The sequence below is a fragment of the Rhizobium leguminosarum bv. trifolii WSM2297 genome (assembly GCF_000271845.1).
The window spans coordinates 4,159,186-4,180,073 of sequence record NZ_JH719395.1 but is presented as its reverse complement, the minus strand read 5'-3'; the positions used below and the strand labels follow the sequence as shown (position 1 = coordinate 4,180,073).

At 62.0% G+C, this 20,888-nt stretch carries 18 protein-coding genes, 1 tRNA gene, 2 pseudogenes and 1 riboswitch; of the genes and pseudogenes, 6 read left to right on the top strand and 15 right to left on the bottom strand.

The genetic code is table 11. The annotated features are described in order from the left end of the window. Positions 1-15 precede the first annotated feature (15 nt). On the bottom strand, positions 16-891 hold the full coding sequence (locus tag RLEG4DRAFT_RS35425) for a transporter substrate-binding domain-containing protein (RefSeq protein WP_037095021.1): 876 nt from the start codon (positions 889-891) through the stop codon (positions 16-18). Between the two features lie 609 nt (positions 892-1,500). Here RLEG4DRAFT_RS35425 and RLEG4DRAFT_RS35420 point away from each other — a divergent pair. Next, the gene (locus RLEG4DRAFT_RS35420; protein WP_003584068.1) at positions 1,501-3,495 is read left to right on the top strand and encodes a methyl-accepting chemotaxis protein; all 1,995 of its coding nucleotides are present in this window, start codon (positions 1,501-1,503) and stop codon (positions 3,493-3,495) included. Between the two features lie 237 nt (positions 3,496-3,732). Here RLEG4DRAFT_RS35420 and RLEG4DRAFT_RS35415 read toward each other — a convergent pair. Next, a pseudogene (locus RLEG4DRAFT_RS35415) lies at positions 3,733-4,111 on the bottom strand (VOC family protein). Positions 4,112-4,469: 358 nt separating this feature from the next. Here RLEG4DRAFT_RS35415 and RLEG4DRAFT_RS35410 point away from each other — a divergent pair. Further along, entirely contained in the window at positions 4,470-4,748 is a 279-nt protein-coding gene (locus RLEG4DRAFT_RS35410; RefSeq protein WP_003584065.1) for a hypothetical protein, read from the top strand. 114 nt (positions 4,749-4,862) lie between these two features. Here RLEG4DRAFT_RS35410 and RLEG4DRAFT_RS35405 read toward each other — a convergent pair whose 3' ends face one another. The 7 genes from RLEG4DRAFT_RS35405 to RLEG4DRAFT_RS35380 form a co-directional block, all read right to left on the bottom strand. Then, positions 4,863-5,684 carry an oxidoreductase gene (locus RLEG4DRAFT_RS35405; protein WP_003584063.1) on the bottom strand — a complete coding sequence of 274 codons (822 nt, stop codon included), beginning with the start codon at positions 5,682-5,684 and terminating at the stop codon, positions 4,863-4,865. A gap of 187 nt (positions 5,685-5,871) precedes the next feature. Beyond that, positions 5,872-6,615: an NADPH-dependent F420 reductase gene (locus RLEG4DRAFT_RS35400; RefSeq protein ID WP_003584061.1), complete on the bottom strand. Its 744-nt coding sequence runs from the start codon at positions 6,613-6,615 to the stop codon at positions 5,872-5,874. Beyond that, positions 6,612-7,094, bottom strand: coding sequence for a MarR family winged helix-turn-helix transcriptional regulator (locus RLEG4DRAFT_RS35395; protein ID WP_003584059.1), 483 nt, complete (start codon positions 7,092-7,094; stop codon positions 6,612-6,614). Before RLEG4DRAFT_RS35395 ends, RLEG4DRAFT_RS35400 begins: the two co-directional genes overlap by 4 nt. Before the next feature lie 71 nt (positions 7,095-7,165). Further along, a complete protein-coding gene (locus tag RLEG4DRAFT_RS64530) occupies positions 7,166-7,498 on the bottom strand; it encodes a hypothetical protein (RefSeq protein WP_432416826.1) in 333 nt (110 codons plus the stop codon). A 32-nt stretch (positions 7,499-7,530) separates the two neighbouring features. After that, positions 7,531-7,809 (bottom strand): TetR/AcrR family transcriptional regulator, encoded by a 279-nt coding sequence (locus tag RLEG4DRAFT_RS64525; protein WP_432416825.1) that lies wholly within the window; start codon positions 7,807-7,809, stop codon positions 7,531-7,533. 18 nt (positions 7,810-7,827) lie between these two features. Continuing rightward, positions 7,828-10,938, bottom strand: a complete 3,111-nt coding sequence (locus RLEG4DRAFT_RS35385) for an efflux RND transporter permease subunit (RefSeq protein WP_003584055.1) — start codon at positions 10,936-10,938, stop codon at positions 7,828-7,830. Beyond that, the gene (locus RLEG4DRAFT_RS35380) at positions 10,938-12,053 is read right to left on the bottom strand and encodes an efflux RND transporter periplasmic adaptor subunit (RefSeq protein WP_003584053.1); all 1,116 of its coding nucleotides are present in this window, start codon (positions 12,051-12,053) and stop codon (positions 10,938-10,940) included. The genes RLEG4DRAFT_RS35385 and RLEG4DRAFT_RS35380 overlap by 1 nt, the downstream gene beginning before the upstream one ends. Positions 12,054-12,151: 98 nt before the next feature. Here RLEG4DRAFT_RS35380 and RLEG4DRAFT_RS35375 point away from each other — a divergent pair, with 98 nt between their 5' ends. Then, the gene (locus RLEG4DRAFT_RS35375; protein WP_003584051.1) at positions 12,152-12,739 is read left to right on the top strand and encodes a TetR/AcrR family transcriptional regulator; all 588 of its coding nucleotides are present in this window, start codon (positions 12,152-12,154) and stop codon (positions 12,737-12,739) included. A 29-nt stretch (positions 12,740-12,768) separates the two neighbouring features. Here RLEG4DRAFT_RS35375 and RLEG4DRAFT_RS35370 read toward each other — a convergent pair. Together RLEG4DRAFT_RS35370 and RLEG4DRAFT_RS35365 are read right to left on the bottom strand one after the other, a co-directional pair. Next, a tRNA-Gly gene (locus tag RLEG4DRAFT_RS35370) sits at positions 12,769-12,842 on the bottom strand. Positions 12,843-12,901: 59 nt separating this feature from the next. After that, on the bottom strand, positions 12,902-13,996 hold the full coding sequence (locus tag RLEG4DRAFT_RS35365) for a 2'-deoxycytidine 5'-triphosphate deaminase (RefSeq protein ID WP_003584050.1): 1,095 nt from the start codon (positions 13,994-13,996) through the stop codon (positions 12,902-12,904). A gap of 74 nt (positions 13,997-14,070) precedes the next feature. Further along, positions 14,071-14,149, top strand: a riboswitch (SAM riboswitch). A 42-nt stretch (positions 14,150-14,191) separates the two neighbouring features. On the opposite strand from RLEG4DRAFT_RS35365, the gene RLEG4DRAFT_RS35360 reads away from it, so the two are divergent. After that, positions 14,192-15,376 (top strand): O-succinylhomoserine sulfhydrylase, encoded by a 1,185-nt coding sequence (locus RLEG4DRAFT_RS35360; protein WP_003584048.1) that lies wholly within the window; start codon positions 14,192-14,194, stop codon positions 15,374-15,376. Positions 15,377-15,600: 224 nt separating this feature from the next. Beyond that, positions 15,601-15,993: a Co2+/Mg2+ efflux protein ApaG gene (apaG, locus tag RLEG4DRAFT_RS35355; protein WP_003570600.1), complete on the top strand. Its 393-nt coding sequence runs from the start codon at positions 15,601-15,603 to the stop codon at positions 15,991-15,993. A 180-nt stretch (positions 15,994-16,173) separates the two neighbouring features. Here the strand turns inward: apaG and RLEG4DRAFT_RS35350 are convergent, their stop codons facing one another. The 3 genes from RLEG4DRAFT_RS35350 to RLEG4DRAFT_RS35340 all read right to left on the bottom strand — a co-directional run bounded on the left by RLEG4DRAFT_RS35350 (position 16,174) and on the right by RLEG4DRAFT_RS35340 (position 19,408). Continuing rightward, positions 16,174-17,166 carry an Hsp33 family molecular chaperone gene (locus RLEG4DRAFT_RS35350; RefSeq protein ID WP_003584046.1) on the bottom strand — a complete coding sequence of 331 codons (993 nt, stop codon included), beginning with the start codon at positions 17,164-17,166 and terminating at the stop codon, positions 16,174-16,176. A gap of 89 nt (positions 17,167-17,255) precedes the next feature. Beyond that, positions 17,256-18,170: an ornithine carbamoyltransferase gene (gene argF, locus RLEG4DRAFT_RS35345; protein WP_003570603.1), complete on the bottom strand. Its 915-nt coding sequence runs from the start codon at positions 18,168-18,170 to the stop codon at positions 17,256-17,258. Positions 18,171-18,208: 38 nt separating this feature from the next. After that, on the bottom strand, positions 18,209-19,408 hold the full coding sequence (locus tag RLEG4DRAFT_RS35340; RefSeq protein ID WP_003584045.1) for an aspartate aminotransferase family protein: 1,200 nt from the start codon (positions 19,406-19,408) through the stop codon (positions 18,209-18,211). A gap of 425 nt (positions 19,409-19,833) precedes the next feature. Here RLEG4DRAFT_RS35340 and RLEG4DRAFT_RS35335 point away from each other — a divergent pair, with 425 nt between their 5' ends. Then, positions 19,834-20,367 carry a GcrA family cell cycle regulator gene (locus tag RLEG4DRAFT_RS35335; RefSeq protein WP_003584044.1) on the top strand — a complete coding sequence of 178 codons (534 nt, stop codon included), beginning with the start codon at positions 19,834-19,836 and terminating at the stop codon, positions 20,365-20,367. Positions 20,368-20,676: 309 nt separating this feature from the next. Here the strand turns inward: RLEG4DRAFT_RS35335 and RLEG4DRAFT_RS47335 are convergent. Continuing rightward, positions 20,677-20,888 (bottom strand): annotated as a pseudogene (locus RLEG4DRAFT_RS47335) (IS110 family transposase); the annotation flags it as partial.

Below are 20,888 nucleotides of genomic sequence, written 5' to 3'. Positions count from 1 at the left end.
TTTGGGCGACATGCATCAATAAAGCCCGTAGGGAAAATAGCGCAGATAGATTTCCTGGAGACGGCCGTTGCGCGACAGGGTGGCGAGCGCGTGGTCGATGGCCGATGTCAGCACGCTGTCCTTCTGCCGCAGCATGATCGTCATGCCCTCCCCGAGGAATTGCTCGGAGAGATAGGGGCCGTCGAACAGCGCGCAGCATTTGGCCGAGGCCGGCGAGGACACCCAGAAGGACAGCTGCAGCGCATCGGCAAAGGCGGCATCGACCTTGCGCTCCTTGAGCGCTGCAAGCAGGGCATCCTTGGTGTCGAAGGCCTGAGCCTTGATCGCGGGGAAGAAGGCGGCCAGCATCGCCTCATGCACCGTGCCTTTGACAACGCCGACCGAGTGGCCGGAAAGGGCGGCCGCCGTTTTGCCGTCGAGCGGAACGGTGAGATTGCGCGCGAAGCGGGCCGGCAGCATCAGATACGGTCGGGAAAATGTGAACTGCCGACGCAGCTCCGGCGTCACGGCAAGACCGGCGATGACCGCGTCACCTTGCGAGGCGGCGAGCGCATCCTTCAAATCGGCGAAAGGCATCGCCTGGATCTGGCACTTGTCTGAGATCTCCAGCTCGCTGCAGATTTCGCGGGCGAGGTCGACGTTAAAACCGGAAAGCTTGCCGTTCTGATCGGTGAAATTGAACGGCGGGAAATCGACCGAGGTCAGAAAACGCAGGCGAACCAGCGAAGAGAGATCGGGTCTCGCCAGACGTTCGCGGGCATCGAAGAGCAGCGGCAGCGAGGGCGCTGCCTGCTGGGCGGATGCGGCAAAAGCGGAAAACAGCGCTTGGAGAAACAGCCCGAACGCGAAAAACCCCTTGAGAGTCGGGGATGCCAGCTTGGATTCAATCACCATGATCCGGTCTCGGGTTGCCGTGTCGGCGAGATGTAACAGAGTCATGCCCGGCGGGGAATATGTTTGGGAGCGGAGGGCGGTTGCGAACTCATCGCCCTTGTAGCCGGGCACTCAACGCGCCCTCATCCATCAACGCCGGCACGCCCGCCCCGTCCTTCGAGGCCCCTTACGGGGCGCCTCAGGATGAGGCTCTCTTGAGCGTTGGCGCCAACCTCCGCCGACAGCTGCTATGGCGGTCGCCGCATCCTCCAACGCTCGCTATCGGCTGCGGCACCCTCCGACAGCCCTCATCCTGAGGCGCGTAGGCGAAAGGCCGGAGCCTCGAAGGACACGCTCCAGCATCGCTCCTTGCGTCCCTCCGACACCCCTTACGGGTCACCTCACGATGGGCCCTCTTGAACCTCCTGCATCCCCAAAATTATCGATGTGTCTGCGCCTCGCCGTTAGCGCGGAATTAAAGAATATCGCCTTTTATTTGCTGCGACGACACGGACCCGCCGGCCGATTGCATGATGCATGCGTCACTCCCCCATAATCGCTGAGCTGCGACACTGACGCAGCGCTCTGTTTGCAACAATTGATTTCACAGAACCGGGTGACATTTCCATGTTGAAGCATCTGAAAATCCGCACGAAAATCATATCGGTCGTGGCGCTGCTGGGGCTGATCACGATGGCCGGGCTGGTCTATGTCATTACCGAGTTCCGCCGGGCCGACGCCGCCTACAGCGCCTTCATCGATCATGAAGCACAGGCCTCGATGCTGAGCGCGCGTGCCAGCGCATCGGTGGTGGCCTCGGTGCTGCAGGTCACCCTGCTTGCCGACATGAAGGCCGATACGCCGGCATTCCAAACGGCGCTCGCCATACCGAGCAAGCTGCCGCAGGCCCGCGACCGGATGAAGCAGGCGCTCGTGCTGGTGCCGAGCCGCAAGGCCGCAGTCGACGACGTCCAGGCCGGCATCGATGAGATCGAAAGCCTGGCGAACAAGATCATCGAACAGAGCAAGGCCAAGGACAGCGCCGGCGCACTGGCGAATGTTGCCGTCATCAATGCCAAGCTCGATGCGCTGACGCCGAAGATGATTGCCAACAACGATGCGATGATGACGATGCTCAACGACGGCGGCGACGCGCTGTCTGCTTCGGTCAACGGCCGCATCGTCTCCTGTCTGGTGCTGATCGGCATCGCCGTTCTGCTCGCCGTCGGCTTCAGCGTGGTTGTGGCGCAGATGGGCATTGCCGGCCCGATGGCGAGGCTCAACCTGCGCATGACGCGGCTTGCCGAAGGCGATACCGACAGCGATGTCAGCGGGCTCGACCGCGGCGACGAAGTCGGCCAGATGGCAAAGGCGGTCTCGATCTTCCGCGACAACGCGATCGAGCGTGCGCGGATCGAAGCGCGCGCCGAAGCCGACCGCGATGTCAACGACGGCGAGCGCCGCGAACGCGAGGCGCAAAGGGCCCGCGAAGCATCCGAACTCGAAGGCGCAGTTCAGGCGCTCGGCGACGGCCTGCGCCGCCTTGCTGCAGGCGATCTCGCCTCGCATATCGACCAGCCTTTTGTCGCCCATCTCGATGCGCTGCGTAAGGATTTCAACAACTCGGTCGAGAGGCTCAACGAAACCCTGCATACGGTCGGCGCCAACGCCCGGGCAATCGGCGCCGGCGCCAACGAGATCCGTTCCTCCGCAGACGAGCTTTCCCAGCGGACGGAACAGCAGTCGGCCTCCGTCGAACAGACGGCAGCAGCCCTCGAAGAAATTACCACGACGGTGCGCGACGCCGCCAAGCGCGCCGAGGAGGCGAGCCAGCTCGTCGCCCGCACGCGCCTCGGCGCCGAAAAATCGGGCGAGATCGTCCGCAAGGCGGTGTCCGCCATGCAGCAGATCGAAAAGTCCTCGGGCGAGATCTCCAACATCATCGGCGTCATCGACGACATCGCCTTCCAGACCAACCTTCTGGCGCTGAATGCCGGCGTCGAAGCCGCCCGCGCCGGTGAAGCCGGCAAGGGTTTTGCCGTCGTCGCCCAGGAAGTGCGCGAGCTTGCCCAGCGTTCCGCCAAGGCGGCAAAGGAAATCAAGGATCTGATCACCAATTCCGGCACGCATGTGCAGACCGGCGTCTCGCTGGTCGGCGAGACCGGCAAGGCGCTCGATTCCATCGTCCAGGAGGTGCAGGAAATCAACCAGCACGTCCACGCCATCGCCGAAGCCTCGCGCGAACAGTCGATCGGGCTGCAGGAGATCAACACCGCCGTCAACACCATGGACCAGGGCACCCAGCAGAACGCGGCGATGGTCGAGCAATCGACAGCCGCCAGCCACAGCCTCGCCATGGAAGCGGCAGCGCTGAACAACCTGCTCGGCCAGTTCCGCCTGACAGGCACCGGCGGCTTCACCGCCAGCGCCCCGATTGCGACCGCCGCACCGCGCGCCGCCGCGCGCCCGGCAGCCAGGGCAGCCCCGATCCGCGTCGCCAAGGAAGGGGCTGCCCGTCCGACCGCTTCGCCAGCCCGCGCCCTCGGCCAAAAAATCGCCAACGCCTTCGGCGCCGGCAGCAACACTCCGAAAAGCCAGGATGGTGATTGGACGGAATTCTGAGGCGATTGAGGCAAGCTTTATATCGCTCCAGCATTCGCCGCCTGCCCCTCATCCGCCTGCCGGCACCTTCTCCCCGCTTGCGGGGCGAAGGGGGATGGCCGCGACCTCTCCGTCCCTCGCCAACCTCCCGCGTGGCACGTCCCCTCGCCCCGTTTTTACGGGGAGAGGGTTAGGGTGAGGGGCAGGTACCGGTCCGACCCGGCGCAAACCGAAGGTTGCTTTCCCCCTGCGCCCCCTCTAACCCGGCCGCCAGCCAATCTCGACGAGGATATTTCCGGGCGCCGTGCAATAAAACAGCCAGCCGCCGCGCATGGCGGCCGGCGGACCGGAGAGTGCCGCATCGACGGCAGCAAGCTCGGCGTAAACCCGATCGACATCCGCCCTCTCGGGCAGGATGAAGCCGAGATGATAGGTCTGGCGTCCAATCTCCACCTGGTCGGCGGTGCCGAATTTTGCGATGGCGTGGCTGAGGACGATTTCGAGGCCGGTATCGTCCTCGATTCGCAAGGCCGTTGTTGCCGCGCATATCCTTCAGCCTCAGACCGAAATGGCGGATGAAGAAATCCACTGTTGCAGCAATATCGGGTACGTGAAAATCGAGATGGTTCAGGCGCATGACAGTCTCCGTTCAAAAAAATCCCGGGACTGCCTTGTTGCCGTCTCCGCACACCGCCGGGATCCCGCATCTCCATGCGGATCACGTCGCGGGTTCTCGTGCCGTGGCACGGAGCAGAGCTTCTTGAGAGCGCTGACGCTCCAACGGAAGGGACCGGGCTTACCTCAACCGATCCTGCCTTTTTCGACCCCGCCGATCTAGCAAACAGCGCCGGTTTCGGCAATGGATGGTTGAATCGATCACGCCGCTCCAGCCGACCCTTCCCGAAGGATTGAAGGCGGATCTGCCGTTTGATCTGGTGAGCACCGCCCGGTCGGGAGTAAGATCACATCCTTCGGCGCATCGGGAGGGGATTTGTATGAAACCTGCAGTCATCGGCCTCATCGGCACCCTGGTTCTAACCGGGTGTACCACCGTCACCTATGAGGGCCCGGGCCTCGAACCGATCCCGGGCAGCATCACCTATAACGGCCAGCCGCGCAGCAAGCTCACCAAATCCCCGCCCGGCTCCAGCTTCCCGCATGATTTCATCGACCAGTACGGCCAGCAGGTCGAGGAAACCTACATCATCCAGCCCGACAGAAGCCTGATCATCGCGCACCGCCGATATAAACCGATCCGGTTCTTTGGGGATTAGGCTTTGCTCGACGGAGGCAGATGACGTCGTCGGGTGATGCTCTGCGGTGCGCCGACACGAGGTTCGCAGAAACGATGCCGTTGAAACCGACGACGTCTGGAAGCTTCGGCAAACTTAGGACGGGCGGCGTTTTGCGAAGCCGAATGTCTTGCGCAGACTGCTATCGACTGCGCTTGCCGGCATAAACCTGCGTAACCGGCTCAGCAGCGTCGCCTGGCCGCCGGCCGGTTGACGCATGCGGTATGGACCATTGATTGCCGCCAGGATTTTCTCTGCTACTGCCTGCGGCGACGGCGCGGTTCTGATCTGAGCCTGTACCGCTTTGATGGTCGCGTCAGCCTGCGTCGCATAGACCCCCAGGGGGATCTCGGTTTGCGCTGCGTTTACATCGAGTTTCGTGTTCGTGAAGGTGGGTTCAAGGAGCACCACGCGCACGTTGAATTCGCGAATCTCATGGTCGAGAGACTCGGACAGTCCTTCCAGCGCATGTTTGCTGCTCGCATATAATCCCATGAATGGCGCCGGCAGAAAGCCCAGCACCGAGCTGACATTGATGATCAGGCCGCTGCGGGCGGCTCGCATGGAGGGTAGAACGGCACGGATCATGCGCAATGGGCCGAACACGTTCGTATCGAACACCGTGTGTGCTTCGGCAATCGAGGTGTTCTCGACAGGGCCAACCAGCGAAACGCCGGCATTATTGATGAGGATATCGATTTTACCCGCTTCGGCGAGAGCCCATTCGACAAAGTTCGAGACCGAAGCGTCATCGGTGACGTCGACAGTGCCGAAGCGCACGCCGGAAATCGGATTGGCACGCTTCGGATCGCGGGCGCCGCCGAAGACCTGAAAACCATTTTGTGCAAGGAGGCGCGCTGAAGCTTCGCCTATTCCGGAGGAGGCTCCGGTGATCACTACAACCTTATTTTTGGACATGCATGTTCCTCGGATTGGGCGAGTCGTTGATCTTCACAGACGTCATGTAAGATGACGATTGACATCTAATTCAAGCTTAGATGTCAATCGAAATATAAAATCAAGCGGTTTTTGTTCTGCGGAGATTTTTGCCCGAAAATCGCATACGCGCGAACCAGCTGCCTGAAGTGACCCGAGGTATGAGCGCCTATTGGGTGATGGCAGTCCGGGCACGGTTGCGAGCGACCATCTCGCCATGGGTCAGACTTCCGCCTGTTGCCATGAACTCCTTGATCAGGGAGTCGCGATTATTGGCTGCCTGGGATCGATCCGCCGATCGCAGCGCCTCCTTCAGCTCGGTCGCTGCAAGTTCCGTGCAATAGGCGGGAGTTCCGGGCTGTTGGCGCCAAGACTCCAACAGCCCGCCAGCATCCACCGCATCGAAACCGGTGACTTCCACCAGCGCCATGGCAATCGCCTTGGCTTCCGGAGCATCGCCGGCCACCGGAATGGCGATGCGTCCATCCGTGCCGTCAGGCCGCCCCTTCTCCGAGAGCGTTGCCGCCAGGACGGCATTCCACGCCTTGACGACGGGTCGGCCGATTTGCCCGCTCACCCAAACGCTTTCGGGAATCCCGCCATCGAGGTCCGCGATCGCACCGTCGCGAAACGGATAATAGTTTGACGTATCGATCACCACGACCTCTTTGGGCACGTCATTGAAGAGCCCACCGAGGTCGCGATAGCTTGCGAATGGGATTGAAAGTACCACCACCTCGACGCCCCGGACGGCTTCTTCCTTCGAAACGGCGGCCGCTCCGATATCGCCGGCAAGTTCGCGGATCGTGTCCGGTCCCTTTGAGTTGGCGAGCTTGACCTCATGGCCGCTGGCGGCGAATTTTCTCGCCAGCGTCGCGCCGATATTTCCAGCGCCGATGATCCCGATCTTCATGGAATGACCTTTCTCTGATGTGGAAGAACGCCCGGCTCAATCGCGGCGGGGCGAGCGAATGCGTGCAGCGTGTCGCGCAGATCGGCCAGCCCCTCGTCCGTGAGCTGGCAGGCGGTTTTGATCTTGTCGGTGACGGCCCAAAGTTCCTCGCGCAGGGATTCACCGGCTTTGGTCAGATGGATGAGCACCCGCCGCTCGTCATGGCGATCGCGCGTCCGGGTCACCATGCCGGCCGATTCCAGACGCTTCAGCAGCGGCGTGATCGTTCCGGTGTCCATATCGAGCTTTAAACCCAACTCTCCAACGGCGCGGGGCGTACCGCCATAAAGTTCAAGCATCACCAGGTATTGCGGGAAAGTCAGGCCGAGCGGCTGCAAAAATGGCTTGTGAAGGCGCGCCATCCTATTGGCGGCGCCATAGAGCGCAAACGAAAGTTGGGTGCCGACCGCGCGGCGGGATGTGATCTCGTTGTTCGACATGGCTTCATCTAGTGTGCTTTTATCTAGTGCGCTAGATAATGGCATTATCGGAAAGAGCAAGGTCGGCAGCGCTAAATTACGCTGATCTCTTTCGGTGACGTCGTGCGGTCTGATGTGCCGAGCGCTGTCAGGATGAAGCGGATTTGGGCATGGACGCTGACTGCGGTGGCCTCACCCTCCTGAACGCGCTGCTCGACCAGAACCGGATGGAAGAACGGCAGGAAGGCGGTGATGATGCCGCGCGCGGCTTCGTCGGCGTCTTCAACCTTGAACTCGCCTGTCTGCACACCCTCGCGGACAAGCGCTTTGAGGATTGCCAGGATCTGCTCATTATGGGCGTTGATGGTTGCCCAACTTCCATCCGCGGCGGCGACGAGCAACTCGTGCATGGGTCTGTCCTCCACCAGCCTTCTCGCGCTGTGCCCATGAATGGCGGTCAAGAGATCCGCCAGCTTTTTGCTCGTCGGCGCATCGGTTCGTGCGATCGCCAGAGCGATGTCAGCAACCTCTTTGACCACCAGCCCGCAGACGGAGCTGTTGATCGCCGTCCTCGAGGGAAGCGATAGATATTGGCGCGGCTCATGCCGAGTTCGGCGGCGATGTCGGCGACCGACGTCTTATGATAGCCGATCCGCCGAAAATACCTTTCCGCCACCTCGAGTATCCGCGTCCGCGACTGCTCGAGGTCAGTTGCTATCGGATCCGCAAAAGTCATGACCGCCTCCGGAAAACATCACTCGGCAGCCATTGCCGTCGGTAACTCCACGTCCTTCGGGTGATTTTCATGATCTTCATTTTTCGTCGGCTTGATGCGGAACCAGGTGGCGTAGAGAGCGGGAAGGAAGAGCAGGATCATCACTGTGCCGACTGCCGTACCACCGATGAGCGTGTAGGCCATCGACCCCCAGAACACCGAGTGCGTCAGAGGTATGAAGGCAAGCACGGCCGCAAGGGCGGTCAGAATGACCGGACGTGTCCGCTGAACCGTCGCCTCGATGACGGCGTGATAATCGTCGAGACCGGCTGCCTTATTCTCCTTGATCTGTTCCGTCAGGATCAGGGTGTTGCGCATCAGGATTCCAGCCAGCCCGATCAATCCGAGAATGGCATTGAAGCCGAAAGGCTTGTCGAAGAGCAGCAAGACCGGAACCGCCCCGGCAAGACCGAGCGGCCCCGTCAGCATGACCATGGTCATCGTCGACAGGCTACGGACCTGCAGCACGATAACGATCAGCATGGCGGCAACCATCGCCGGGAAGATCTTGACGAGGGCGTTGTTGGCCTTGAGTGATTCCTCGATGTTTCCGCCCATCTCAATCCGATATCCCACGGGAAGCGAGGCAATCAGCGGCTGAAGCGCCTTCATGACCTGCTCTGAGACCTCCGGCGGCTGTGTCGCTTCGTTGATATCGGACCGGATCGTAATGACCGGCGTTCGATCGCGGCGTTTCAGGATCGGTTCTTCAAAGCGGATTTCCGAGTGGCCGATCTGATCGAGCGGGACCTGCCGCCCATCCCGGCTCATCAGCGAGAAGTCTGCCAATCGTGAGGGATCAAGCCGGTTGCCGCCGGCACTGCGTGCAACGACAGGCACGTTGCGGATATTTTCGCGAACTTCGGTACTCGGAATTCCGCTCAGCAGCAACTGCATCTGCTGGGCTGCCTCGGCCGGCGACAGGCCGATCAGGTTCAGCCGATCCTGGTCGGGAACGAAACGCAGCACGGGCGTGCGGTTGCCCCAATCACGGTTTGCCTGGCGCACGTCCGGCACGCTCTTCATGATAGCGAGGGCTTTGTCGGAAATCTGGTACAGTTGCTCCGGATCCGGGCCGGTGATCCGGAACTCGACCGGAAACGGCGTGTAAGGACCGAAGACGAGCTGGGTGACGCGGACATAGGCTTCAGGGGTGAGGCCGTCCGAAATGGCCGCGCGGAGCCGAAGCTTCAAGTCCTCGCGTGTATGAGCGTCAGGGGTCAGCACGACGATCTTGGCGAAAGACGGATCCGGCAATTCCGGCGCCATGGCAAAGAAGAAGCGGGGAGCGCCCTGACCGACATAGCTGGTGACGGTCTTCGCCTCCGGCTGCTTCTGCAACCACCCTTCGAGCTTCTCGACCGTTGCCGTCGTCGTCTCGATACTCGTGCCTTCGGGCATGCGAACTTCGACGAGGACCTCGGGGCGGTCCGACGTCGGGAAGAACTGCTTTTTCACCGCACCCATGCCGACCACGGAGATCCCCATGGCGATGGCAACCACCGCACATGTGACGAACTTGTGGCGCACGGTAAATTCGATAATCCCTCGCAGGCGCCGGTAATTGGGGGTGTTGTAGATGGCGTGATGGCCACCTTCGACCGGCTTGATCGCCGGCAGCATCTTGACCCCGAGATAGGGCGTGAAGATCACCGCGACAATCCAGGACACGATCAGGGCAAAGCCCACCACCCAGAAGATGTTGCCGGCATATTCGCCGGCGGTTGACCTGGCAAAGCCGACCGGCATCAAACCGATGATCGTCACGAGTGTGCCCGACAGCATCGGGGCCGCGGTATGGCTCCAGGCATAGGCGGCCGCCTTGATGCGATCCATGCCCTCTTCCATCTTCACCACCATCACCTCGATGGCGATGATGGCGTCGTCGACCAGAAGGCCGAGCGCCAGGATGAGTGCACCAAGCGTGATGCGATCGAAGAACCGGCCGGTTTCCAGCATGATGAGGAAGACGACGGCAAGTGTGAGCGGAACGGCCAGAGCCACGACGATGCCGACGCGCCAACCGAGGCTGACGAGGCTGACGAACAACACGACGCCGAGCGCCATGGCGAATTTCAGCATGAACTCGCCGACGGCTTCCTCGATGTTGACTGCCTGGTCGCTGACCTTGGCGAGCGTCATGCCGAGCGGCAAGGTCTTTGCGATCGCTGCGGATCTCTCTTCCAGCGCCTTGCCGAGGTCCAGACCGTTCCAGCCCTGTTGCATCACCGCGGCAAGCATGATGGCGGGCTCGCCGTCATGGCGAATGAGATAGGTGGCCGGATCTTCATAACCGCGCCGCACTTCGGCAAAATCCGAGAGCTTCAAGGTGCGCCCGGCCGCAGCGATCGGCGTGTCGGCGATCGCCTGGAGGCTGTCATAGGCGCCATCGAAGCGAATGAAGACCTGCGGGCCGCGCGTATCGATCGATCCGGCCGGCGTGACGGTGTTTTGCCGCTGCAAGGCGGCCGCGACGTCCTGTGCCGAAATGCCGAGGGTGGCCAGCTTGACATAGGAGAATTCGACAAAGATTTGTTCGGGCCGCTCTCCGAGGATGTTGATCTTCTTGACTCCAGGCACATGCAGAAGATCCTGGCGGATCACCTCCGCCTGGCGCACCAGCTCGCGCATCGGCATGCCCTTGGCCTTCAGCGCATAAAGACCGAAGCTGACATCGGAATACTCGTCGTTGACAAAGGGACCGAGCACGCCCCGCGGCAGGTTGCGGGCCTCGTCTCCAAGCTTCTTCCGGGCCTGATAGAATTCCTCCTCGACTGCCGTTGCCGGCGTACTGTCCTTCAAGGTGACGGTCAAAAAGGCGTAGCCTGGCCGCGTTGTCGTTTCGACACGATCGTACCAGGTGAGTTCCTGGAGGCGTTTTTCAAGCGGCTCGGCGACCAGATCCTGCATTTCGCGCGCTGTCGCGCCCGGCCACACGGATGTCACGGTCAGGGTCTTGATGGTGAAGGAGGGGTCCTCGGCGCGCCCAAGCTTGACGAATGCATAGGCGCCGGCGGCGGCCAGCAGAACGATGAAGAACAGGGTGACGGCCCGCTCGCGAACGGCGAGCGCGGAGAGATTGAAGTTCATCAGTTTGCCGCCTCTGTCTGTTCCGCCTTGGTGCGCACGCTGGCGCCGTCCTGCAGCAGATGGGCGCCGAGAGCGACGACCGGCTCGCCTGCATTGACGCTGGAAACCAATGCGACCTCCTCACCCAGCTGCTCTATTTTCACCTGCCGGAAGTGGACGGTCGAAGATTTCTCGTCGAAGACCCAGACGCCTGTTCGGCTGCCATCGTCCAATACGGCGCCGACTGGCACCGCGGCATGCGATTGGCCGCTGTTGCTGGAAATCCTGATCGTCACCGTCGCCCCCAGCGGCGCCGACGCTGCGGCGCCATCCAGCACCCAGCGCGCCTCATAGGTGCGGGTTTGCGGATCGGCGGCGTCGGAGATCTGCCGAAGCCGCGCCTTGTCCTGCCGGCTTTCGTTTCCGTAGATGCTGGCATCGGCCGTCTCGCCGAGCTGCGGCCTGAGGAATTCCGGCATCCAGACCAGCGCTTCACGCGGGCCCGCCTGTGCGAGCCGGACCACGGTTTGGCCCGCCGTCACCACTTGCCCCGGCTCGCCGAGCGTTTCGACGACCGTTCCATCGGTGTCGGCAACGAGGACGGAATAGGCGGCCTCGTTTTCCGCGACCTTGGCGTCCGCTTGCGCCGCGGCAAGCTGCGCAGTCGCGGTGTCAAGCGCTGCCTTGGCTTGCTCGTAGCGCTGCGGCGTCGCGGCCAATCCGTTTTTCACCAAAGCGGCGTAACGTCTCTCATCTGCTTGCGCCTGGGTCAGCACAGCCTCAGCCGCAGCGACGGCGTTTCGTTTCGCCGTCAGTGCGAGGCGCAGATCGGTCTCGTCGATGCGCATCAGCGGCTGACCGGCCTTGACCTGCACACCGACGTCCACATAGCGCTGCACGATCTTGCCGGGCACACGAAAACCAAGATTGCTTTGCACCCGAGCGGCGATGGTGCCGGTGAAGCTGCGTTCGGCGCTCTCCGGCCTCTTTGCTTCCACCAACTTGACGAAGGGCGTTGCTGATCGGGGATCGGCGGCCGGCGCGCTTGCGTCCGAAGACTTGGCGGCAAAGACGAACGTCGTGGCGCCGGCGGCCGCCAGAAGGCCGAACGAGGCGAGGAGAATTTTGCGGTTCATGTCAGTAACCCTTCTTGACGGGCGCAGCTATTTATTTAGATTGCGATCTAACTCTATTTGTCGTATAGATGTCAAATGAAATCTAATTGGAGATCGCTATGAGAGTCAGTCGCGCTCAAGCCGAGGCCAATCGTGAAACGGTGATCAATGTCGCAAGCCGCCTCTTCCGGGAGCATGGCTTCGACGGCATCGGGCTGAAGGATCTGATGAAAGGTGCCGGCCTCACTCAAGGCGGGTTCTACAAGCAGTTCGAATCGAAGGACGATCTTGTGGCGCTCGCATCCGGGCGAGCCATGGAGAGCGCGGTCCGCCGATGGTCAAGGGTTGCCGCTGGAAGTCCCGATCCGCTTGAAGCGGTTGTCGACCTCTATCTTTCTCCGGGCCACCGGGAGGAGAAAGGCGATGGTTGCCCTTTGGCGGCGCTCGGGTCCGACGCGGCACGTCTGAGCGAAGAGGTGCGCGCTCCATTCCAGAGTGGCATCGAAGCTCATCTTCAGATTCTCGACGAATTGATCCCAGCGCCGGATGGCTCGAAACCCCATGACAAAGCCATGGTCATCCTGTCGCTGATGGTGGGCGCCGTAACCATCTCTCGCATCATGACTGACCAAGGCATGTCGGAACGCGTGCTCGAAACCGCGACTGATGCGGTCAAGCGCATTGCGACCTCCACCGAAGCGGAATGAGATCTCAGTTTGTAAGGGAGTGAAGCAGCTGGAGCGGGTGAAGGGAATCGAACCCTCGTATTCAGCTTGGGAAGCTGCTGCTCTACCATTGAGCTACACCCGCGATGCGCTGAGATTTCCAACAGATGGGGGGCGCTGTCAAGTCGCCCCGTGCGCTGCGCCTCAGATACGGAAGTGCTTCGAGAGTTTCAGGCCCTGGGCCTGGTAGTTGGAGCCGAGGCCGGAGCCGTAGAGGCTGGCGGGTTTTTCCTGCATGTGTTCGTAGACCAGGCGGCCGACGATCTGGCCGTCTTCGAGGATGAAGGGGACTTCGTGGCTGCGCACTTCGAGCACGGCGCGGCTGCCGCGGCCGCCGGCCGGGGCGTGGCCGAAGCCCGGATCGAAGAAGCCGGCATAGTGGACGCGGAACTCGCCGACCAGCGGATCGAACGGGGTCATCTCGGCGGCATAATCCGGCGGCACATGCACAGCTTCGCGCGAGACCAGAATATAGAATTCGTCGGGATCGAGGATCAGCTCGTTGCGGCCGCGGCTATAGAGCGGTTCCCAGAAATCGAAGATGTCGTGCTGGTCCTTCTTGTCGACATCGACGACGGCGGTGTGGTGTTTGCCGCGATAGCCGATCAGGCCGTCTTCATCGCCGGCGAGATCGATCGACAGCGCGATGCCGCCGCCGGAGACGTTCGGCAGTTTGCTCGCCACCAGCGTCTCGCTTTCATGCAGCTTCAGCAGCTCCGGCTCACTGAGCAGGGCATGGCCGGTGCGGAAGCGGATCTGCGACAGGCGCGAGCCGCGGCGCACGACGATCGGGAAGGTGCGCGGGCTGATTTCGAGATAGAGCGGGCCGGAATAACCGGATGGGATCTTGTCGAACTCCTGGGCGTAATCGGTGATGACGCGGGTGAAAATATCGAGCCGGCCGGTCGAGCTCTTCGGGTTGGCCGAGGCCGACATGTCGGCCGGCAGCGCCAAGCTCTCCATCAGCGGCACGATATAGACGCAGCCGGTTTCGAGCACCGCCCCTTCCGAGAGGTCGATCACATGCAGGCTCAGCCGGTCGAGCTTATCCGACACCAGATGCGAAGGCCCCGGCATGAAGCTGGCACGCACGCGAAAGGCCTTGGCGCCCAGGCGGAGATCGAGGCTTGCCGGCTGGATCTGGTCGCGGTCCAGCTCCCGCTCGGAGAGCAGACGCCCCGTTTCAAACAGCGCCGAGATCGCGCGGTCCGCCAGAATTCCCGTTTCACGAGCCATCATGCCCCATCCATCATTTTGCCGCCGACAAAACCAAACTCGGGGAATTGACGCAAGCAGCTAACAGCAGTATTGCAGAATTATCCCGTGGTGATTTGGCCGGTCGGCTTGCAGCCACGTTAAACAAGTGGCTAAAAAGACCGGGTTGAAACCGGTCTGCTTTTGCGGCCGGTTTTTTTGTTATGTGAAGGTGATGGCATGAGCAAGATCTGGCGCCCGGCAACCCAACTCGTCCACGGCGGAACCTTGCGTTCGCAGTATGGCGAAACGTCCGAGGCAATCTATCTCACGCAGGGCTTCGTCTACGAGACGTCGGAAGCGGCCGAAGCCCGCTTCAAGGGCGAGACGGACGGCTACATCTACGCCCGCTACGGCAGCCCCACCAACGACATGTTCGAAAAACGCATGTGCATGCTTGAAGGTGCGGAAGACGCCCGCGCCACCGCCTCCGGCATGGCGGCCGTCTCTGCTGCGATCCTCTGCCAGGTCAAGGCGGGCGACCATATCGTTGCTGCGCGTGCCCTCTTCGGCTCCTGCCGCTGGGTCGTCGAAACCCTGGCGCCGAAATACGGCATCGAATGCACGCTGGTCGACGGACGCGATCTCGCCAACTGGGAAAAGGCGATCCGGCCGAACACCAAGGTGTTCTTCCTGGAAAGCCCGACCAACCCGACGCTCGAGGTGGTCGATATCGCAGGCGTCGCCAAGCTCGCCAACCAGGTCGGCGCCAAGGTCGTCGTCGACAACGTCTTTGCCACGCCGCTCTTCCAGAAGCCGTTGGAACTCGGCGCCCATATCGTCGTCTATTCCGCCACCAAGCACATTGACGGCCAGGGTCGCTGCCTCGGCGGCGTCGTGCTGGCCGACAAGGAGTGGATCGACGAGAACCTGCACGACTATTTCCGCCATACCGGCCCGGCCATGTCGCCGTTCAATGCCTGGACGCTGCTGAAGGGCATCGAGACGCTGCCGCTGCGTGTGCGCCAGCAGACCGAGAATGCGGCGAAGATCGCCGACTTCCTGGCCGAACAGAACAAGGTCGCCAAGGTGATCTATCCCGGCCGCAAGGACCATCCGCAGGCCGATATCGTCGCCAAGCAGATGACCGGCGGCTCGACGCTGGTCGCCTTCGAGCTGAAGGGAGGCAAGGACGCGGCCTTTGCGCTGCAGAACGCGCTCGATATCGTCAAGATTTCCAACAATCTCGGCGACAGCAAGAGCCTGATCACCCATCCGGCGACGACGACGCACAAAAACCTGACGGACGAGGCGCGCGCCGAACTCGGCATCTCGCCGGGCACGGTCCGCCTTTCGGCCGGCATCGAGGATACCGACGACCTGATCGAGGATTTCGCCAAGGCGCTTGCCAAGGTTTCGGCCTGACAGCAGAGAATAGTGGCCGGGCTCATTTGCGGTTCGGCCACTGCCGGTCAGGGAACAAGTTCGCCCGCGCCGGCGTTCCGAAGTAAAATTAACACTGACAATTAGGCTTAACGATCGAAAACCCTTCGATCATAGCTGTTTCATCGCTGATCAACGTTCCGTTTCTTGACGGACAGGGCCTCTTTATAAGATACGGGTAACATATCTTGACTAAGGTGCAAGGCATGTATCGCGCCCTCACGAGAGAGATCGAAGTCGTCGTCGAACCGTTTTATCTGGAGGAGCAATCCGATCCGGAAGACGATCGCTATGTCTGGGGTTACCGGATTGTCATCAGCAACAATTCCGGCGTCGCCGTTCGCCTGGTCAACCGCTACTGGAACATCACCGACCAGAACGGCCAGGTGGATGAGGTGACCGGTCCGGGCGTCGTCGGCGAACAGCCGCGGCTCAGCCCCGGCGACACCTACGAATATTCCTCCGGCTGCCCGCTCGACACGCCCTCAGGGCTGATGTTCGGCCATTACCAGATGGAAACGGACGAAGGCGAGATGTTCGATGTCGACATCCCGGCCTTCTCGCTGGATTCACCGGGGCTGCTGCGGGTGTTGAACTGAGGCGTAGCCTCGATACCTGCCCCTCATCCGCCTGCCGGCACCTTCTCCCCGCTTGCGGGGCGAAGGGGATATGCCGCACCGGCTTATTCCATCTAAACATTGCGTTTGGCACGTCCCCTCGCCCCGTTTTTACGGGGAGAGGGTTAGGGTGAGGGGCAGTTTTCGGCGCGCCGCCGGGAGCTATTCGGCCGGTTGAAGCTCGACCGGCTCGAAGCGGTAGGTGGTCGAGCAGAATTCGCAGGTGACTGATATCTCGCCATTCTCCTGGCTGGCTTCGATCTCCTCGGCGGTGAAGCCTTTCAGCACGCCCTTGATCTTGTCGCGCGAACAGCTGCAGCGGTCGAAAACCGCCCGCGGTTCGTAGACGCGCACGCCCCGCTCGTGGAACAGGCGAAACAGCAGCCGTTCGGTGCCGACAAGCGGGTCGGTGAGTTCATCGGCGTCGATGGTCTCGACCAGCGAACGGGCTTCGAGCCAGGCATCGTCCTCGCCATGCGGGCGGCTGCCGGTGTCGCCGTCGCCGCCGTGGAGATCGGGCCGGCGCATCCGCTCCGGCGCTTCCGGCAGGAACTGGGCGACGAGGCCGCCTGCCCGCCAGCGATGGCGCGGCTTGCCGGCATCGTCACGATCGAAGAGTTCGGCCGCAGCCAGCCGCACGCGCGTCGGGATCTGCTCCGACTGGCGGAAATAGACGCCGGCGATCTCCTCGAGCGTGGTGCCGTCGAGCTCGACGATGCCCTGGTAGGGTTGGCCGAACTTGCCCTGGTCGATGGTGAAAGCGAGCACGCCCCGGCCGAGCAGTTGCTCCGGCTCGGTCTCGCCTGATGCAACCGCCTTGTTGAGCAGCGCCTGGTCGAAACGGGCATAGGCGCGGACATTTTCCGGCGTCGAGAAATCGGCGACGAGTAGATCGACCGGGCCATCGCCCTTGGTCTGCACCGTGAACTTGCCGTCGAACTTCAGCGAGGTGCCGAGCAGCACCGTCAGGACGACGACTTCGGCCAGCAGCCGGGCGACCGGGGCGGGATAATGATGGCGCTCGAGGATGGCATCGAGCATCGGGCCGAGCTGGACGGCGCGGCCGCGCACATCCAGACCCTCCACCTGAAAAGGGACGACATGGTCATCGCCGGCGAAATCGAACTGGCCGAGGGCGGCTGCAGCTTCTGCCATGGCTTTACTCCTAGTTTTCGGAGCGATGGGTCAGCGTGCCCTTCGCTCGCGCGGCCGCGGGTCTAAGACTCGCGGCATCCGATTATGGTTCAGATCGCGCCCAGGCACCAAGCAAGAATCGACTTCTGCGCATGAAGACGGTTTTCCGCTTCATCGAAGACCACGGATTGCGGACCGTCGATCACCTCATCCGTCACTTCCTCACCGCGATGAGCGGGCAGGCAATGCATGAACAATGCATCACTGCCGGCCTTGGCCATCAAGGCCGCGTTGACCTGGTAAGGCTGGAAGACATTGTGACCCCGGGCCCGATGTTCCTGATTCATGGAGACCCAGGTATCGGTCACCACGCAATCGACGCCTTCGACCGCACGGTCGGCATCATGGCAGAGCATGATTTCGGCGCCCTCATTGCGGGCCCAGTTCAGATAGTGATCCTTGGGCTCCGAGCCAAGGGGGACGGCCATGTTCATGCGGTAGCCGAAGCGGGCGGCCCCCTCGACCAGCGAATGCAGCACATTGTTGCCGTCGCCGGTCCAGGCGATGGTCTTGCCCTTGATCGGGCCGCGGTGCTCCTCGAAGGTCATGATATCGGCCATGATCTGGCAGGGATGGGTGTCATCGGTCAGCGCATTGATCACAGGCACGGTCGCATGCTCGGCAAGCTCCTTGAGCCTGGAATGCTCGGTGGTGCGGATCATGATCGCATCGACATAACGCGACAGCACCTTGGCGGTGTCGCCGATCGTCTCGGCGCGGCCGAGCTGCATCTCGGTGCCGGACAGGAACAGCGTTTCGCCGCCGAGCTGGCGCATGCCGACGTCGAAGGAGACGCGGGTGCGCGTCGACGGCTTCTCGAAGATCATCGCCAGCATCTTGCCAGCGAGCGGCTTGTCGCCCTTGCCGGCCTTGAAGGCCTGCTTGCGGGCGAGCGCATCGTTCATGATGGTTCTGAGATCGGCTGATGTGACCGCCGAGAGATCGAGGAAATGTTTAGGAGCCATGTTCTTACCTGTCGTGCCGCCCGGAGGCGGCAATCCTTTCAAGCCGTTTTCTTGACCTTGGAGGCGCGGATGCTTTCGGCAGCGCGCTCGATGCGGGCAAGGCCCTCGCGGGCTTCCTCGGCGGTGACGACGAGCGGCGGAAGAAGGCGGATGACGTTGTCGCCGGCGGGCACGCCGAGCAGATGCGCAGCGCGGATCGCCTGCAACAGGTCGGCAGAGGGAACCGCCGCCTTGATGCCAAGCAGCAGCCCCTCGCCTCTGATATCCTCGATCACATCGGGATAACGATCCTTCAGCGAGGCCAGCCCCTGGCGGAAGACGAGTGCGACGTCGCGCACCTGCTGGAGGAAGCCATCGGCGAGAATAATGTCGAGCACGGCGCTGCCGACGGCCATGGCGAGCGGATTGCCGCCATAGGTCGAACCGTGCGTGCCGGCCTTCATGCCGGAGGCGGCCTCTGATGTGGCAAGGCAGGCGCCGAGCGGGAAACCGCCGCCTATGCCCTTGGCAACCGCCATGATATCAGGGGTGACGCCCGACCATTCATGGGCAAAGAGCCTGCCGGTGCGCCCGACCCCGGTCTGGACCTCGTCGAGGATCAGCAGCAGGCCGTGTTCGTCGCAGAGCTGGCGCAACGCCTTCATGAACTCGGGAGTGGCAGGACGCACACCGCCCTCGCCCTGTACCGGCTCGATGAGGATAGCAGCCGTCGCCTCGGTGATCGCGGCGCGGACCGCGTCGATATCGCCGAACGCCACCTGGTCGAAACCCGGCGCCTTGGGGCCGAAACCTTCGAGATATTTTTCCTGGCCGCCGGCGGCGATCGTCGCCAGCGTCCGTCCGTGGAAGGCGCCTTCGAAGGTGATGATATGGAAGCGCTCGGGATGGCCCTTGGAAAACTGATAGCGGCGCGCCGTCTTGATCGCGCATTCGAGCGCCTCGGCGCCTGAATTGGTGAAGAACACCTTGTCGGCGAAGGTGGCGTCCGTGAGCCGCTTGGCCAGGCGCTCCTGGCCGGGGATCTCATAGATGTTGGAGAGGTGCCAGACCTTGTCGGCCTGCTCCTTCAGCGCTGCGACCACATGTGGGTTGCTATGGCCGACGGAGGTGACGGCGACGCCGGCGCCGAAATCGAGATAACGCTCGCCGCCTTCGGTGATCAGCCACACGCCCTCGCCTCGCTCGAACCGCAGCGGGGCACGAGAATAGGTGTCATAAAGCGGCGCGGCTTCGGCCATGGCGCGGTCTCCCGGTCAGCGTTGTTCAAGCTCAGGACTCCGGCTAAGAAAACCAGGCCCGAAAAATCAAAAATGCCGCCTTGCGGCGGCGAGCGGTACTATTTCCTTTTCGCGCTGCAATGTCAACAAAACTGCGCCCTTAGCGGATGCAGCAAGCTTGTACAGCGGCATCTCAGACCTTCAACAGGCAATATTGCAGAAATGCCACGCAGGGGCAGCAAGTTGGGGAAAACTACGAATTCGATTCATCCGGATTCCCGCGACTCTTGTCAGGGAGTCAGCCTCACACTAGGTTAAAGTTCAATTACTAGACTGCATGCGGCGGAACTAGTCACCAAAATTGATCAAGCGTTTCTTGTTTCGGACACGTCCGGGACAACGGTGAGGGATTCTGCCATCACCAACGCAAAAGGTGGAGACAGGGCATGAACTGGACAGACGAGCGGGTCGAGAAACTCAAGAAGCTTTGGGCCGAAGGACTGAGCGCCAGCCAGATCGCGGCGCAACTTGGCGGTGTCAGCAGAAACGCTGTTATCGGCAAAGTACACAGGCTGAGCCTTCCGGGCCGCGCCAAGGCCGGCGGCACCGCCGCCACGGCGCGCACGCCGAAACGCAATACATCGGCGCCGCGCGCACCGAATTACGCCTCGCGGATCACCACCCGCACCGTTACCCGCCAGCAGGGCGCAACGATGCTGAAGGAAGAGATCGAGATCGAAACGGTCGAGGAAATGGAATACGTGCCGAAGGGCAACGTGGTCGTGCCGATCTCGCGCCGCCTCGGGCTGACGGAACTGACCGAACGCACCTGCAAGTGGCCGGTCGGCGATCCGCTGAAGGATGACTTCCATTTCTGCGGCTGCGAATCCCCCGACAATTCGCCCTATTGCGGCTACCATCAGAAACTTGCCTACCAGCCGATCAATGAACGCCGCCGGGCGGCAGCCCGGGCGAGCTGAGCGGGCGACATCATCCCTGGAAATGCGAAAACGGGCCGAGCGGCCCGTTTTTTTGTGGGTAGAGATCGTCGGGACCGGCCCCTCATCCGGCTGCCGCCACCTTCTCCCCGCACGCGGGGCGAAGGGACATGCCGCACCGGCTTCGTCCATCTCCACGCTGCTTTGGGTACGTCTCCCTGGCGGCCCCACGAGCAGGAAGGGACGCGCCATATAAAAGGGTGTGAGGGGACGGAGAGGCTACGGCATATCCCCTTCGCCCCGTTTACGGGGAGAAGGTGGCGGCAGCCGGATGAGAATCTGTGTTGGTTGTCAAGGCGGATTTGGGGTCCAGAGGCGGTCCTGAGCTAAGAGGCAGTTAGCGAGAACGAGAAGTTTGCGCATGACGGCGACTAGGATCACCTTGGGTGGTTTTCCTGTGGCTTTGAGTGTGTCTGCGAAACGAGCAAGAGCGGGATTGTAGCGACAAGCCGACAAGGCGGCCATGTAGAGTGCACGCCGGGGTGCGGGCCTGCCGGCGCGAA